The 14,589-nt window shown below is 39.0% G+C and carries 12 protein-coding genes and 1 pseudogene; 7 read left to right on the forward strand and 6 right to left on the reverse strand.

Annotation, left to right across the window (positions count from 1 at the left end):
• Positions 1 to 94: 94 nt before the first annotated feature.
• Genes phnX through phnW form a run of 3 tightly spaced genes read right to left on the reverse strand, consistent with a single transcriptional unit; the run spans position 95 to position 3,434 of the window.
• A complete protein-coding gene (gene phnX / locus SKA34_RS02530) occupies positions 95 to 904 on the reverse strand; it encodes a phosphonoacetaldehyde hydrolase (protein ID WP_006643931.1) in 810 nt (269 codons plus the stop codon).
• A gap of 29 nt (positions 905 to 933) precedes the next feature.
• Positions 934 to 2,304, reverse strand: a complete 1,371-nt coding sequence (locus tag SKA34_RS02535; protein WP_006643932.1) for an aspartate aminotransferase family protein — start codon at positions 2,302 to 2,304, stop codon at positions 934 to 936.
• Positions 2,304 to 3,434 carry a 2-aminoethylphosphonate--pyruvate transaminase gene (phnW, locus tag SKA34_RS02540; RefSeq protein WP_039859610.1) on the reverse strand — a complete coding sequence of 377 codons (1,131 nt, stop codon included), beginning with the start codon at positions 3,432 to 3,434 and terminating at the stop codon, positions 2,304 to 2,306. The genes SKA34_RS02535 and phnW overlap by 1 nt, the downstream gene beginning before the upstream one ends.
• A gap of 258 nt (positions 3,435 to 3,692) precedes the next feature.
• Here phnW and SKA34_RS02545 point away from each other — a divergent pair, with 258 nt between their 5' ends.
• On the forward strand, positions 3,693 to 4,706 hold the full coding sequence (locus SKA34_RS02545) for a putative 2-aminoethylphosphonate ABC transporter substrate-binding protein (protein ID WP_006643934.1): 1,014 nt from the start codon (positions 3,693 to 3,695) through the stop codon (positions 4,704 to 4,706).
• Positions 4,707 to 4,772: 66 nt separating this feature from the next.
• Here the strand turns inward: SKA34_RS02545 and SKA34_RS02550 are convergent, their stop codons facing one another.
• Positions 4,773 to 5,066 carry a ferredoxin gene (locus SKA34_RS02550; RefSeq protein WP_232284201.1) on the reverse strand — a complete coding sequence of 98 codons (294 nt, stop codon included), beginning with the start codon at positions 5,064 to 5,066 and terminating at the stop codon, positions 4,773 to 4,775.
• On the reverse strand, positions 5,026 to 5,628 hold the full coding sequence (locus SKA34_RS02555) for a molecular chaperone TorD family protein (protein WP_006643936.1): 603 nt from the start codon (positions 5,626 to 5,628) through the stop codon (positions 5,026 to 5,028). Before SKA34_RS02555 ends, SKA34_RS02550 begins: the two co-directional genes overlap by 41 nt.
• A gap of 122 nt (positions 5,629 to 5,750) precedes the next feature.
• Here SKA34_RS02555 and SKA34_RS02560 point away from each other — a divergent pair, with 122 nt between their 5' ends.
• The 6 genes and pseudogenes from SKA34_RS02560 to phnR all read left to right on the forward strand — a co-directional run bounded on the left by SKA34_RS02560 (position 5,751) and on the right by phnR (position 13,594).
• Positions 5,751 to 8,213, forward strand: coding sequence for a DmsA/YnfE/YnfF family dimethyl sulfoxide reductase (locus SKA34_RS02560; protein ID WP_050764773.1), 2,463 nt, complete (start codon positions 5,751 to 5,753; stop codon positions 8,211 to 8,213).
• Positions 8,213 to 8,845 carry a DMSO/selenate family reductase complex B subunit gene (locus SKA34_RS02565; RefSeq protein ID WP_006643938.1) on the forward strand — a complete coding sequence of 211 codons (633 nt, stop codon included), beginning with the start codon at positions 8,213 to 8,215 and terminating at the stop codon, positions 8,843 to 8,845. Before SKA34_RS02560 ends, SKA34_RS02565 begins: the two co-directional genes overlap by 1 nt.
• On the forward strand, positions 8,842 to 9,687 hold the full coding sequence (locus SKA34_RS02570; RefSeq protein WP_006643939.1) for a DmsC/YnfH family molybdoenzyme membrane anchor subunit: 846 nt from the start codon (positions 8,842 to 8,844) through the stop codon (positions 9,685 to 9,687). Before SKA34_RS02565 ends, SKA34_RS02570 begins: the two co-directional genes overlap by 4 nt.
• A 216-nt stretch (positions 9,688 to 9,903) precedes the next feature.
• Positions 9,904 to 10,983 (forward strand): annotated as a pseudogene (locus tag SKA34_RS02575) (putative 2-aminoethylphosphonate ABC transporter ATP-binding protein).
• A gap of 27 nt (positions 10,984 to 11,010) precedes the next feature.
• Complete coding sequence (locus SKA34_RS02580) at positions 11,011 to 12,762, forward strand: putative 2-aminoethylphosphonate ABC transporter permease subunit (RefSeq protein WP_006643942.1); 1,752 nt, start codon at positions 11,011 to 11,013, stop codon at positions 12,760 to 12,762.
• A 130-nt stretch (positions 12,763 to 12,892) separates the two neighbouring features.
• Positions 12,893 to 13,594 carry a phosphonate utilization transcriptional regulator PhnR gene (gene phnR, locus SKA34_RS02585; RefSeq protein ID WP_006643943.1) on the forward strand — a complete coding sequence of 234 codons (702 nt, stop codon included), beginning with the start codon at positions 12,893 to 12,895 and terminating at the stop codon, positions 13,592 to 13,594.
• Here phnR and SKA34_RS02590 read toward each other — a convergent pair.
• Entirely contained in the window at positions 13,591 to 14,472 is an 882-nt protein-coding gene (locus SKA34_RS02590; RefSeq protein WP_006643944.1) for a VirK/YbjX family protein, read from the reverse strand. The two genes, phnR and SKA34_RS02590, sit on opposite strands and share 4 nt — an antisense overlap.
• Between the last annotated feature and the right edge of the window lie 117 nt (positions 14,473 to 14,589).

Genomic DNA, 14,589 nt, shown 5'->3' on the forward strand with positions numbered 1-14,589 from the left:
AATCCGTCCTTTTCGTAATTACATTATCTTTAATTTAAAAAGGGATGCTAAATGCATCCCTTTTTATTTATTCATCATATTAAATTATTGTCTGCTATGGCTTTTCACCTTGTGCAAGACGAAGGTTAATATCAGCCACTACTCTAGGTAAATCTGCTATGGTATCAATTTGATAGTGGGCACCAGAATGACTAAACGCTTTCTGCGCTTTTTCACGTGCCGCATTTAAAGTGTCAGTATTGGCAGATTCAAATTGCTCTTGAGTTAGACCAGCCTCGTTACCAGATAATAATAAGGCTACAGTCCACATTCCTGCATTTAACCCTTCACTAATACCTGGTACTGAGTCATCCACTTTAATACAAGTTGAAACATCACCAAGTCCTAGTTCTAGCATGTTTTTTAGTGCCATAAAGGCTGCTGGACGACCACCGACAGCTAGGTCGTCTGTTGCGACAACACAGTCAGGTACAAAGCCATTAGCATTTAAAGCAGGTAGTAATGCGTCAAGAACTGCGCGAGGATAGCCAGTGCACGCACCTATTTTAATACCTTGCTCACGTAACATAGACACAACACTTTCTGTACTTGGAATTAAATCAGCATGCTCACCAACTTTTGCAATTTGTAATGGCATAAACGTTTCATAAATCGTATCAATGTCTGATTCTTCCATTTTACGACCAAACTGTGCGTACCAGCGCTCTGCAACTGCTGGTAATTCACCGACTGACTTAATGTGATCCCACTTCCCTAGCCCCATTGGTACACGGGCTTCTTGCAATGAAATATCAAAGTCAAAACCACGTCGAAATGCCTCTACAAAGATAGTGGTTGGTGCAAATGAACCAAAATCAACCACTGTTCCAGCTAAATCAAAAATTACACCCTTAATCTGTTTCATTTTCTATCCTTTTAATTTTTCACATCAATTTAGTTAATAATGACTTCACTAATAGCTTGTTCCACAATATCTAATGCACGGGCAAGATCTTTACGCTTGATAATCAGTGGGGGGCTTAATTGCAACACGTTACCTTGCGAGACTTTAAAACTAAGACCTAACTCTAAGCATCGGTATAGCACTTGTTCAGCGGCATCATGGGCACGGGTTTTAGTAAGGCGATTGGTGACAAGCTCAATCCCCCATAACAATCCTATACCTCTTATATCGCCAATGACGGAATAAGATTTTTTCATTTGAAATAAACGTTCAGATACATAATCTTGATCTTGCTTTACTTTAGCTAATAGCTTTTCAGATTCGATGACATCAATGGTCGCAAGCGCAGCGGCACAACCTATCGGACTTTTCTCATGGGTATAGTGACCCAATGAAATATCAGCAGCTTGGTTATATTTATCTTTAGTAATTAAAGCGGCAAATGGCACAACACCACCACCTAAACCTTTACCAATGCATAGAATATCAGGTTCTATTCCAAAAGCTTGATAGCTAAACCAGTGACCAGTTCTTCCCATACCATTTGGAATATCATCAATGATCAGCAAGACATTGTGTTTGTCACATATTTCACGTATACGTTGCCAGTAGGCTTTTGAAGGCACTTGCACATCAGTATTACGTATCCCTTCTGCGATAAACGCTCCAACACCACCCTCTTTTTCAATGACATATTCAAGGTAATCGGCGTATTGTAAATCGCTATTATCTTCACGTGGAAAAGCGCCACGATAGGTAATCGGTGGTGGAATACGCTCAACGCCAGCCATTAATGGCCCCATCCCCTGACGAAAACACGCTTCACCACCTACTGATATGGCATCTAAGGACGCGCCATGAAATGAATCCCACAACGAAATCACTTTCGCATTACCTGTAATAATACGGGCTAATTTTAGTGCCATACCAACCACAGATGTTCCACCTGGAGCAAACAGCACGCGCTCTAGTTCTCCACCAGCGATTTCTGTTAATTTCTTTGCACAATCTATCGCAGATTGATGAGTAAAACGGCGAGGAGCAAAAGGCAATTCAGTCAATTGTTGTTGAATTCTTTCCACCACTTTAGGATGGCCATAGCCCAGCTGGTGAACGTTATTGCCATGAAAGTCCATGTAACGTTTACCATTGATATCTTCGATATAAATACCGTCGGCCGCCGCTAACGCATTCATACAAGGTGTAGACATGGATTGATGTAAAAAGTACTGGCTGTCTTGTTCTAACATTGCTTCAGTTTGCGGTGAGTTTAAGTTTCGATACCACTGTTTTCGAGCCTCAGTAGTATTGGTATCGCCCTCACAACGAAGATGCAGGTTTTGTTCAGCATTAATACTCATTACGATATAGCCTTCTGCCAAAACATGGTTTGGGCAATTGCATCTAATAAACGGCTAATATCATCGTTATGAACGTCACCAATATTACCAATACGGAAACAATCAGCGTTTGAAACTTTCCCCGGATAAATAACAAAACCATAAGATTTCAACTGAGTATAAAACTCTTTAAAATCGTAATTTGGTGATGCTGGTGAGTAAAATGAAGTGATAATTGGTGAATGAAGAGATTGAGGTAGTAAACACGTGAACCCTAATGATTCCATGCCATCCACAAGCAAACGTTGATTCGATTGATAACGTTGATAACGTGCTTCAACACCACCTTCTTCTTCTAGCTCTAACATGGCTTGATAGAAAGCACGTACGGTATGCGTTGGAGAGGTAAAACGCCACTTACCATGGTTTTTCTCCATGCAATCCCATTGATCATATAGATCTAGCGATAATGATCGTGCTCGTCCTTGGCATTGTTTTAATTCTGAAGTTTTCGCAATAACAAAGCCAAACCCTGGCACGCCTTGAATACATTTATTGGCAGAACTAATCATAAAATCAACACCAAGTTCACCAATATCCATTGGAATACCACCAAAACTCGACATTGCATCTAAGATCATGATCTTATTACGCGATTTAATTAGATCACAAACCGCTTCAATCGGGTTCAACATACCTGTGGTGGTTTCACAATGCACCATAGCAACATGTGTTATATCTGTATCAGCATCCAACAAATTCGCAATATGCTCAAGATCTGGCTGTTCAACTTCACTTAACTCAATAACATGATGAGCGATGTTTAAGTACTCAGAAATTTGAGTAATACGCTTGCCATAAGCGCCATTATTAATGACTAATAATTTACCATCAGCAGGTATGGCTGTGCCGATTGTAGCTTCTACTGAGGCGCTCCCACTCCCTTGCATAAGTACTGATGTGTAGCCGTTATATTGTGTAGCCAATTCCACCAGTTTAGTGCGAATCACTTCAACAATATCCTTGTTGTAATCATCATCCCATGTACACCAATCTTTTAACATTGCCTCACGGACAGATGGTGTTGTTGTCAAAGGGCCAGGTGTTAACAGCAAGTATTGATTCGTCGAGTTTTCCATATTGAATTCCATTTGGACTATACCAGTTAAAAAACTATAACGAGTTAAAAACCAAGCTGTAAATGGTCAACCTAAAGAGTTAATAAAAGATTCATATTAGAAAACTCCTATCTCTGTTTAGTCATATAAGCCACATAAAACCGCCTTAAAATTGAAATAAAGTAATCATCCAAGCGTCATAAATCCCCCTTAGCATCGTAATGGCTCGGAACTGGTACATACCAAAATTACAACATTGAGTTAGATTTTATCAATCATGGAGATACAACAATGAAGAACCGTTGGATACTAGCCCCTCTTGCTGCTATTTCAGTACTTTCAGCTACACATGCTTTTGCCGCAGAGGAACTGACGGTATACAGTGCATTTGAAACCGATATGTTAGCGAAATTCAAAAATGGTTTTGAAAAAGCTAACCCAGATATCGAAATCAAATGGGTACGTGATTCAACAGGGATCATGACTGCAAAATTACTTGCTGAAAAAGACGCACCACGCGCTGATGTTGTTTGGGGCTTGGCTGGATCTTCAATGGCATTACTTAAAGAAAACGGGATCTTAAAACCGTATTCTCCAAAAGGTTTAGATCAAGTTCGTCCTTCTCTTATTGACCCGCAAGCAAATAAAGCATGGTTTGGTAACGATGCATTTTTTAACGCGGTTTGTTACAACGAAGTGGTTGGAAAGAAACTCGGTTTAACTAAACCTGAATCTTGGCAAGATTTACTAAAACCTGAATACAAAGGACATATTGCAATGCCTAACCCGGCTTCTTCGGGGACTGGTTACATGCAGGTTTCAGCATGGCTACAAACAATGGGTGATAAAGCTGGTTGGGAGTACATGGCAAACCTTGATAAAAATATCGATCATTACACTCACTCTGGCTCTAAGCCATGTGTTCAAGCGGCACAAGGTGAAGTGGCTATCGGTATATCTATGGCAATTCGTGGTGCAACATTAAAATCACAAGGTGCTCCTATCGATGTGATCATGCCTAAAGGTGGTGTTGGTTGGGAAGCGGAAGCTGTAGGCCTTGTTAATGCTAAATCTGATGCTGCAAAACGCTTAGTCGATTGGTCGATTTCAGCGGATGCAAACAAATTATACAACGAGTTCTATCCGGTCGTAGGTCGTAAAGCAGAGTCTAAACCTGTACCAAACTATCCTGATGTTGAAAAAGCGATGGTTAAAATGGACTTCTCAAAAATGGCATCATCTCGAAAAGATGTACTAAGAACATGGTCTGAAAAGTTTGATTCGAAATCTGAGCCAAAATCTTAATTAATCTAAGTTTAAAAAGCCGAACCTATCATAGGCTCGGCTTTTTAAGCGAATAACGCATTAATTTTAACTAATAGAGATTGAAGAAATATAGCAACTAATTATGCATTCTTTACAAAGCGTGCATTTTTCATGATCAACGACAGGCTTACTCTCAGCTAACCAAGTAATCGCTTGCTGCTGACAAGTGTCACTGCAACTTTCACAATATCCATAAATATTATCGCAAGTATTACTTATCACGATTTTTTCTTGAATCAGCTGAGGTTGTGTTCTGGCAAATCGGGTAAATAACTCTCGGCGACTATATTGCTTAGCTTCACGCATTAAAATAAATCTTGCAAGGAATTGCTTCAGCATCAAATTCTTCAGCAAGCACCTCAAGAAACTCTTGCCCTAATAATGCTAACTGATGGTAAGCGCCTTCTGGTGCCGCTTGTTCTAATAACGTTAAATAATGACTTGCCCATGGCAATATATGAACAGAGAGCAACTCTTTAACAGCTTCAAACTCTTTTGCATCTATCAAGCTTGAAACAACCATCAACATCAATCCAAATTGATCTTCTGGTTCATTATGACAAGCTTCAAATTCAATGTCATATTGCTTTAAAAAAGCACGAAAAGATAAAGTCGATTCACCAAACACAACAGACTCTCGATCTAAATAAACCGAGCCCCAAGGCGGTGCTTTCATTTCACCGACTCCGGTGAAGAGCTCATCGTGCCAAACAGCTAACACATCTGAATCAGTGTTTAAAAAGGCATTAGTTGTGACATCAAATTGTGTATACCCCGTATTTTCTAATGTAAGTACGGTTTTTACACCAGAAACGTCATATTGGCTTGGATGGTAATAAAATAACCCTCCAATAACACGACTAAATACTTTTATATTATTCAGATCAGCACTGCTATACATTACAACTCACAATTTGTTAATTCTACCGTCAGCATAACAATACTTTGTAATCATTTTATATATATTGACTCAAAACAATAAACGATCATTTCAAATAGGCATAATTGCGCTTCAAATAAGCAATGTCCCAAGGAAAAATCGTGTCTAACTTAAAAAAGTCATTGAGCATTACTCGACGTAATGTATTGAAAAGTGGCTCTTTATTAGCTGCGAGTGTTGGCGGAATGTCCCTACCATTCACCAGCGTAAAAGCACTAGCAAAAGAAACACCTACTCAGCCTAATGAAAAAATAATCTGGTCATCTTGTACTGTAAACTGTGGTTCTCGATGCCCCTTACGAATGCATGTTGTTGATGGTGAAATAAAATATGTTGAAACAGATAATACTGGCGACGACATTTTCAACCATTCACATCAAGTCAGAGCTTGTTTACGTGGACGTTCAATGCGCCAACGCGTGTATAATCCCGACCGCTTAAAATATCCATTAAAACGTATTGGTAAACGCGGTGAAGGTAAGTTCCAACGTATTAGCTGGGATGAAGCTTTTGATATTATTGGTAATAGTCTTAAACATACCATTAACGAGTATGGAAATGACGCTGTTTACCTAAATTACGGTACAGGTACCCTTGGTGGCACTGTTACTAAAAGTTGGGATCCTTCAAGTACGTTAATTGCTCGAATGATGAACCTATGTGGTGGTTACCTTAACCATTACGGTGATTATTCTGCCGCAAATATTGAACGTATGAGTGAATTCTTCTACGGCTCATTTGTTGATAACAACAGTATTGATGACGTTCAAAATGCCGACTTATGTATCATGTTTGGTAATAATCCAGCTGAAACACGTATGTCTGGTGGTGGTCAGGTTCATAGTTTCGTTGATGGACAAAAGATCAATCATACTCGCACTATTTGTATTGACCCTCGTTACACAGACACCGCAGGTGGTCGAGAAGATCAATGGATTCCGATTAAACATGGAACTGATACAGCATTGTGCGCTGCCATTGCTCATGTATTGATCACCGAAAACAAAGTCGACCAAGATTTCCTTGATAAATATTGTGTTGGTTATGATGCGAAAACCCTTCCAGCATCAGCACCTAAAAATGGTAGCTATAAAGATTATATCCTGGGTAATGGCAACGATAATACAGCTAAAACACCAGAGTGGGCTGCTCCTATTACAGGTATTCCAAGCGATATAATCATTAAATTAGCCCGTGAAATTGGCAATTCTAATCGTATTTATATTACTCAAGGTTGGGGTTTACAACGCTCTGCTAATGGTGAGCAAGCATGTAAAGCGATCATGATGTTATCTCTACTTAGGGGGCAAGTAGGCCTTCAAGGTGGTGGTACCGGTGCTCGTGAAGGAAACCATAGTTATCCTTTTGTTCGTTTTCCTAAAGTAGAGAACCCAATCAAAACAGCCATTCCAATGTTCCTTTGGACGGACGCTATTTTCCGTGCTGATGAAATGACAGATAAAACGGATGGGCTTTTAGGTGCTGAAAAGCTTAATAATCCAATTAAGTTTATTTGGAATTATGCGGGTAACTGTTTAATCAACCAGCATTCTGATATCAATCGTACCCATGACATCCTACAAGATGAAAAAGCGTGCGAGATGATTGTTGTTATCGATAATCACATGACATCATCTGCAAAATATGCCGATATTGTGCTGCCTGATTGTACAACCTCTGAACAATCTGACTTCTGTATGGATGGTGCAGCCGCATCAATGCCATACTTTATTTTCGCCAGCCAAGCGATTAAACCACGCTTTGAATGTAAACCTATTTACGACATCATGACGGGTGTAGCGAAGCGTATGGGTGTTGAAAAAGCCTTTACTGAAGGTCGTACGCAAGAAGAATGGTTACAATGGATGTATGCCGAAACCGTTAAACAAAACAACGATCCGCATCTTCCAGATTACGACACAATGCGTAAGCAAGGGATCTACAAAAAACAATTTGAACGTCCACATGTTCCTTATGAAGATTTCCGAGCAAACCCTGAAGCGAATCCATTGCCGACACCGTCAGGTAAAATTGAAATATATTCAGAGCAATTAGCGACCATTGCTAAAGAATGGGAATTAGACAGTGATGAGCATATTACGCCTATCCCTGAATACCATTCCACCTTTAATGGTTGGGATTCAAAAGATCGTAAAGAATACCCACTGCAACTTACTGGCTTCCACTATAAAGCTCGTGCCCACTCCACTTATGGCAACGTTGCTTTGTTAAAAGCAGCAGCACCACAAGAGCTATGGATGAACCCTATTGATGCACAAGTTCGCGGCATTAAAAATGGTGATCTTGTCAATGTGAGAAGCAAACAAGGTGAATTGAATGTTCGTGTGAAAGTAACACCGCGTATTATGCCGCATGTTACAGCACTAGGCGAAGGTGCTTGGTACTCTCCGAACAGTAAAGGTGTGGATCAAGCTGGTTCAATTAACGTATTGACCACCAGCCGACCTAGCCCACTGGCAAAGTCGAATCCATCTCATACCAACCTTGTTGAAGTTAAACTAGTGAAAAGCATGGGAGCTTCATAATGACACCTAAGAAACAATATGGCTTTTACATCGATTCCAGTAAGTGTACTGGTTGTAAAACCTGTCAGCTTTCATGTAAAGATAATAAAGATCTAGGTATAGACCGTAACTTCCGCCGTATTTATGAATATGTTGGTGGTAACTGGAGTGAAAATAACGGCGTTTTTCGCCAAGATGTTTTCTCTTACTATCTTTCAATTTCATGTAATCACTGTTCTGATCCTGCATGTACAAAAGTTTGCCCATCCGGTGCAATGCATAAGCGTGAAGAAGATGGTCTAGTTGTTGTTAACGAAGATGTCTGCATTGGTTGTAAATACTGTCATATGGCTTGTCCATACGGTGCACCACAATACAGTGAAGAAAAAGGTCACATGACGAAGTGTGACGGCTGTTTTGAACGTGTTGCTGAAGGGCTAATGCCTATTTGTGTTGATAGTTGTCCACTGCGTGCCATCGAATTTGGTGAGATTAGTGAACTGCGTAAAAAATATGGTAGTAACGCAAATTGTGCACCGTTACCAGATTCAAGCATTACGCACCCGAATTTGATCATTAAGTTAAATCCTAATGGTAAACCTGTTGGTGATACTAGCGGATTTTTACAAAACCCTAGAGAGGTTAAATCATGATTTATCCTGAATTACCCTTAGTCATCTTTACCGTTCTAGCACAGACAGCTGTTGGTAGTTATATCATCATGGCTTCACGTCTATCTGCGATGGGAGCAACATTTAAACAACGTCGCCCTCTTGTTCTGAGCATGTTTATCTTATGGGCATTTATGGCCGTTGGTTTTGCAGCTTCAACGATGCACTTGGGCAGCCCATTACGTGCATTCAATGCATTAAACCGTGTTGGACATTCAGGTCTTTCAAATGAGATTTTAACGGGAAGTCTATTTTTTGCTCTTGGTGGAATTTACTGGCTTGCCGATCTGTTTAAAGTCGCCAATGAGTCTATTTTAAAGCTTGCTCGTATTATTGTTTCAATTGCTGGTATTGACTTTATGGCAGCAATGGTGAAAGTTTATTTGATAAATACAGTGCCAGTTTGGAACAGTAGTTTTACTTATGTTGAATTTATTGGCACCGTATTAATGTCAGGAATACTATTAGCATATGTATTACTTAACTTCACAAACTCATCAAGCCGTGAGCTAAATGTAAAATTGGCCATCTTAGGCGTAATCATAATCGCTCTACACCTCATTGTTACAGCGTGGCAATTAGTTGATATAGCTGAAATAACGACATCAATTCAAACAGGTGCTAGCCATTTAGCAAATTATTCAGGCTCAATAATTACGCGTTTAACTTTATTGGTTATTGCGGCTGGATTATGGCTAACATCAGCCTTTAAAGCTTCACTTACAACCAAACTCGGTGTACTCGCATTTATCGTTATGTTTATTGCTGAGTTAATTGGCCGTGGTGTTTTTTACGGATTACATTTTACCGTCGGTCTTGTGTGATTCGTTGAATAAAACTCGATAATATTAAAGGGTGTTGATAGATTAAATAGGTATCTATTTGTAATCTGTCAGCATCCTTTTTTATATTTTTTGCAATAACATACTGACCTTTCCCTTATATTTCGTAAATATAAACTGTCTTATTTGCGTAAAACTTACGTCATTGAAGTGTAACTCTTGAAGACTAAATTTGGTATATACCAATTAGAATGAGTTATCACCATGAGTACATATCTCCAAATTGACAAGCTTTGTAAGCATTTTGGCCAATTCACTGCCTTAAAGAATATCTCCCTCACTATCAATAAGGGGGAATTTATTTGTTTTCTAGGTCCCTCTGGTTGCGGTAAGACAACTTTACTCCGTGCCATTGCTGGCATGGATATCGCGAGCTCAGGTCATATCATTCAAGATGGCAAAGACACGACTTTCCTTGCGCCTGAAAAACGTGATTTCGGTATAGTATTTCAATCTTATGCTCTATTCCCAAACCTAACGGTATCAGAAAATATTGCATTAGGCTTACGTAACCAAGGTAAATCTCACCAAGCAGCAAGTAACATTGTCACATATTGGTTAGAACTTATTGGATTGCCAGATTCTGGAGAAAAGTACCCAAGCCAATTATCGGGTGGTCAACAACAACGTATTGCACTGGCTCGCGCACTCGCCTTATCACCGGGGTTACTATTACTCGATGAACCTCTATCCGCATTAGATGCAAAAGTACGAACACACCTTCGTGATGAAATTTGCCAACTTCAACGTAAACTTGGTATTACCACAATCATGGTGACTCACGATCAAGAAGAAGCTCTATCAATGGCTGACAGAATTGTTGTCATGAATCACGGTGTCATTGAGCAAGTTGGTACACCTGAAGAAATCTATCAAAATCCCGCTTCACGCTTTGTCGCAGAGTTCGTTGGTAGCATGAACTTTATTGATGCATCTGTTGTGAGTGAAGATAAAATCCGAATTGGTGAAACGTTGTGACCTTCACCGAACGAACACCTTAATCGGGGGCAACGTATTGAATTAGGGCTGCGCCCAGAAGATATTCATTTCACCGAAAATAATCAACAATCAGCATCCTCGATCCCTGTTCAAGTTGAAGATTTAGAATTTCAAGGTACTTACGTTCGCGCAAATTGTCGAATGCAAGGCTATAACCCCGCTAAAAATATTAAAGTCGATGTACCAATTAGAGAGCTACGACGTCTTGCCATTAAGGAAGGTCATTTCCTCTTCGTGAATATCACTCAGCAATATACCCACATTTTTAAAGCTCAGTGATTTAACAATTTTAAAGGATTAATGATTATGGCTTCTCTACTTTCAGCTAAAACAATTCCAAATAGTCGTCATCAAATAACATCACTACCACTTAATGTGCGTTTGGCAATTTTAAAAAATGCTTTTACCAAGAACAACGTTATTATCGCGCTCATACTCATTTTACTTTTGGTAATGATGGGGATTTTTGTTATTGCTCCACTCTTTTCTATGCTTCAAAAGAGTATGCAAAACGACGCTGGACAATTTGTTGGTTTAGCCAACTTTGTGGAGTATTTTTCATATTCTTCAGTATGGCAATCAATCAGAAACACTCTCTTTATTGGTGTTACTGTAACTTCTCTCGTTGGTCTATTTGCTTTTTGTTACGCATATGCTTTAACCCGTAGTTGTATGCCACTCAAAGGACTATTTAGTATATTAGGTACAGCCCCAATCCTCGCACCTTCTCTGTTACCAGCACTCAGCTTAATCTATATATTAGGTAATCAAGGGATTGCTAAAGATCTTCTAATGGGGCACTCAGTTTATGGCCCTATCGGCATAACTATTGGTTTAACCTTCTGGTGTTTTCCTCATGCTTTGATGATCATCAAAACGTCTCTTCGTACCTCAGATGCAAGACTATACGAAGCAGCAAAAGCTCTTAATACTTCGCCATTAAAAACCTTTTTTATCGTTACGCTACCAGGAGCAAAATACGGCGTGATAAGTGCATTGATTGTGGTATTTACACTTGTTGTATGTGATTTCTCAGTACCTAAAGTTATCGGCGGTAGCTATAACATTCTGGCAACCGATATCTTTAAACAAGTAGTTGGCCAACAAAACTTTGCGATGGGTGCGGTAACCAGTGTTGCGTTACTGGTTCCAGCGATTCTTGCTTTTACGGCTGATCGTTGGGTACAGAAAAAACAAAAAGGGTTATTTGATTCTCGATCTATCGCTTATGTACCTCAAGCTAACTTTATCCGAGATGGGTTATGCTTTATTTTTTGTAGCGCTATTTGCTTGGTTATTATAGCGATTATTGGTATGGCGATTTACGGCTCACTCGTCACATTTTGGCCTTGGAATACCACCCTTAGCCTTCATAATTACAACTTTTCACAATTTAGTGCATCAGGTTGGGAGCCATATTTTAATTCGATTAAGTTAGGCGTGTGGGTTGCCGTTTTCGGAACAATAACCATTTTCATTGGTGCATACTGTATAGAAAAAGGGCGCTGCCTAGGCCCGCTTCGTCAATTACTACAGATGTTTGCAATTATTCCAATGGCAGTTCCAGGAATGGTACTTGGTTTAGGTTATATTTTCTTTTTCAATAATAGCGCGAATCCGCTAACTATTATTTACGGCACACTTACTATTCTGGTCATTAACACTGTAATGCATTATTACACCGTAGGTCATATGACCGCAGTTACTGCATTAAAACAATTACCAGCAGAGATCGAAGCTATCTCGGCATCATTAAAACTGCCACAATATAAAGCATTCTTTAAAGTTACTTTACCTGTGTGTGCTCCAGCAATTCTTGATATTTTTGTTTATTTGTTCGTGAATGCAATGACAACAACCTCTGCAATTATATTTTTATATTCAACAGATACTATGCCTGCGTCAGTTTCTGTACTGAATATGGATGAAGCAGGGCAAACAGGACCTGCCGCAGCAATGGCCGTGATGCTATTAATCACAACGGCAATGGTGAAAATAAGTTATATCGGCGTCGGTAAATTACTTGAAAGAACAACACAAGCATGGCGAAAACGCTAAATAATATAAGGGCAAGCGAACGCTTGCCCTCTTGTATATTAATACTTTTATTATTTTATTTTATATTCATATAATGCTGTTTAATGGATAGAAAAATTAAATTCGACGCTAGTAAAAAGAGAGTAATTTAGTGCAATATTTAAAGATCAAGGATGCTATCTTTGAACAAATTGAATCAGGTCAATTAGGACACAAGTTGCCATCAGAAAGAAAATTGGCAGAGTCATTTAGTACAACTCGTATTACCTTGAGAGAAGCACTTTCGCTACTAGAGTCGGAGGGAAAACTCTTTAGAGAGGATCGTCGTGGATGGTTTATATCACCACAACCATTAATTTACGATCCAACAAACACCACAGAGTTTCCTGCAATGGCGATGGCACAAGGTCGCACTCCCCGCTCGGAGTTACTCTCAGCAGAATTAGTCAAACCCAACAAGCTAGTAGCACAATTACTACACACTACCACTGAAGATGAGTTATATCGAATCAAGCGTTTACGCTTTCTCGATAATCGCCCTGTCGTTGTGGTAACCAACTACATTTTACCGTCATTCTTTCCAAACTTATTGGAAACCGATTTTACTCACTCTCTCAGTATTATTTACCGCGAGCAATTCAACCGTATATATTCAAAAACGCGCTATCGTGTGAGCACTACATCATTAACAGGCTCTACAGCGACAGCGCTACGTGCTACAGCAGGTAGCCCTGCTATGTTTGTAGAACGTTTAAATTATGACCAATATAATAATCTTATTGACTGTGACTTGGAATATTGGCGCCATGACGCAATATGTATCCAATCCCTTGCCACTTTAAAGAATACTTAGTGAACGATAGAAACTGCGTCTAACTTTTCTTTCAACTCTTGATCATATTCATCTAACCACGCATAACGTTCGCGGTACATTTTACGCTTTGGTCGTTTAATATCTTCCATTGCGCGGCGCTCTGTATGTAATGGTAATGAATAGAAGGTATCATTGTATTCTTCACCATTATGCTCTTGCCATAATTGATCATAGTTAAGGTTGATCGTTGACGCTTTTTTACCATAACGATTAGCGGTATATACATGTGCACTATTTTTAACTGCGTAAATATGCTCAATATTCATATTATTTGCAAATAAACGCAAGGTTTCAACCATAAATGACTTTGGTCGTAAACCATAAAAAGCTTTCGTAAATAAACGGCTAAATCCATTATCGTTAGAACCGCCTTGCATACAGCCAACATAAATATCGTTATCGATAACGGTAAATGCGATAGCATAATAACGGTGATTATTGCTATCTGTCAGTATTAACGCTAACTCACCCTCACGGCGATAAGTATTATCAAAACTTAGCTTTATCTGATAGGATTTTTCGTCAATATCAAAGCTATAAAGCTCTAATTCATCAGTATAAATAGTATGTCTAGCTGATTTCGAAAAATGGTTTTCCATCCAGTTATAATGTTTTTTTAAAACCTCAACAATTTGATTTTTAGAAAAACACGTAGCCAAATAGGGTTTTGTAAAGCGCATTAAAAATTCAGGTTGTTGCTCAATGACTTCTTTTCGCTGATCATTTGAAAAGAAATGAGCAAGTTCTTTATATTGGCGTGAATACACCATTGCCCTGAGCGCATATTTAGCGATAGACAATGTTTTACCGTGATTTTTATGCTTATATGCCTGTTTTGCAGAATTCAATATACTCATGTGATATCTTTGTCTTTTTTGTGTTAATTTTTCTTGAGTTTATACCAAATAAGAATGAAAAGATAAATATAGTGTTTTATTTTTTTGGATATTGAATTTTCTTCACTAACACGAAGA

It is taken from the genome of Photobacterium sp. SKA34, assembly GCF_000153325.1.
Taxonomy (GTDB): domain Bacteria; phylum Pseudomonadota; class Gammaproteobacteria; order Enterobacterales; family Vibrionaceae; genus Photobacterium.

Bases quoted from the DNA above. Each gene is read 5' to 3' on its own strand.
- SKA34_RS02570 (WP_006643939.1), top strand. From the start codon at position 8,842: ATGATTTATCCTGAATTACCCTTAGTCATCTTTACCGTTCTAGCACAG.
- SKA34_RS02555 (WP_006643936.1), bottom strand. From the start codon at position 5,628: ATGTATAGCAGTGCTGATCTGAATAATATAAAAGTATTTAGTCGTGTT.
- SKA34_RS02535 (WP_006643932.1), bottom strand. From the start codon at position 2,304: ATGAGTATTAATGCTGAACAAAACCTGCATCTTCGTTGTGAGGGCGAT.
- SKA34_RS02580 (WP_006643942.1), top strand. From the start codon at position 11,011: ATGGCTTCTCTACTTTCAGCTAAAACAATTCCAAATAGTCGTCATCAA.
- phnW (WP_039859610.1), bottom strand. From the start codon at position 3,434: ATGGAATTCAATATGGAAAACTCGACGAATCAATACTTGCTGTTAACA.
- phnX (WP_006643931.1), bottom strand. From the start codon at position 904: ATGAAACAGATTAAGGGTGTAATTTTTGATTTAGCTGGAACAGTGGTT.
- SKA34_RS02545 (WP_006643934.1), top strand. From the start codon at position 3,693: ATGAAGAACCGTTGGATACTAGCCCCTCTTGCTGCTATTTCAGTACTT.
- SKA34_RS02590 (WP_006643944.1), bottom strand. From the start codon at position 14,472: ATGAGTATATTGAATTCTGCAAAACAGGCATATAAGCATAAAAATCAC.
- SKA34_RS02550 (WP_232284201.1), bottom strand. From the start codon at position 5,066: ATGCTGAAGCAATTCCTTGCAAGATTTATTTTAATGCGTGAAGCTAAG.
- SKA34_RS02565 (WP_006643938.1), top strand. From the start codon at position 8,213: ATGACACCTAAGAAACAATATGGCTTTTACATCGATTCCAGTAAGTGT.
- SKA34_RS02560 (WP_050764773.1), top strand. From the start codon at position 5,751: ATGTCCCAAGGAAAAATCGTGTCTAACTTAAAAAAGTCATTGAGCATT.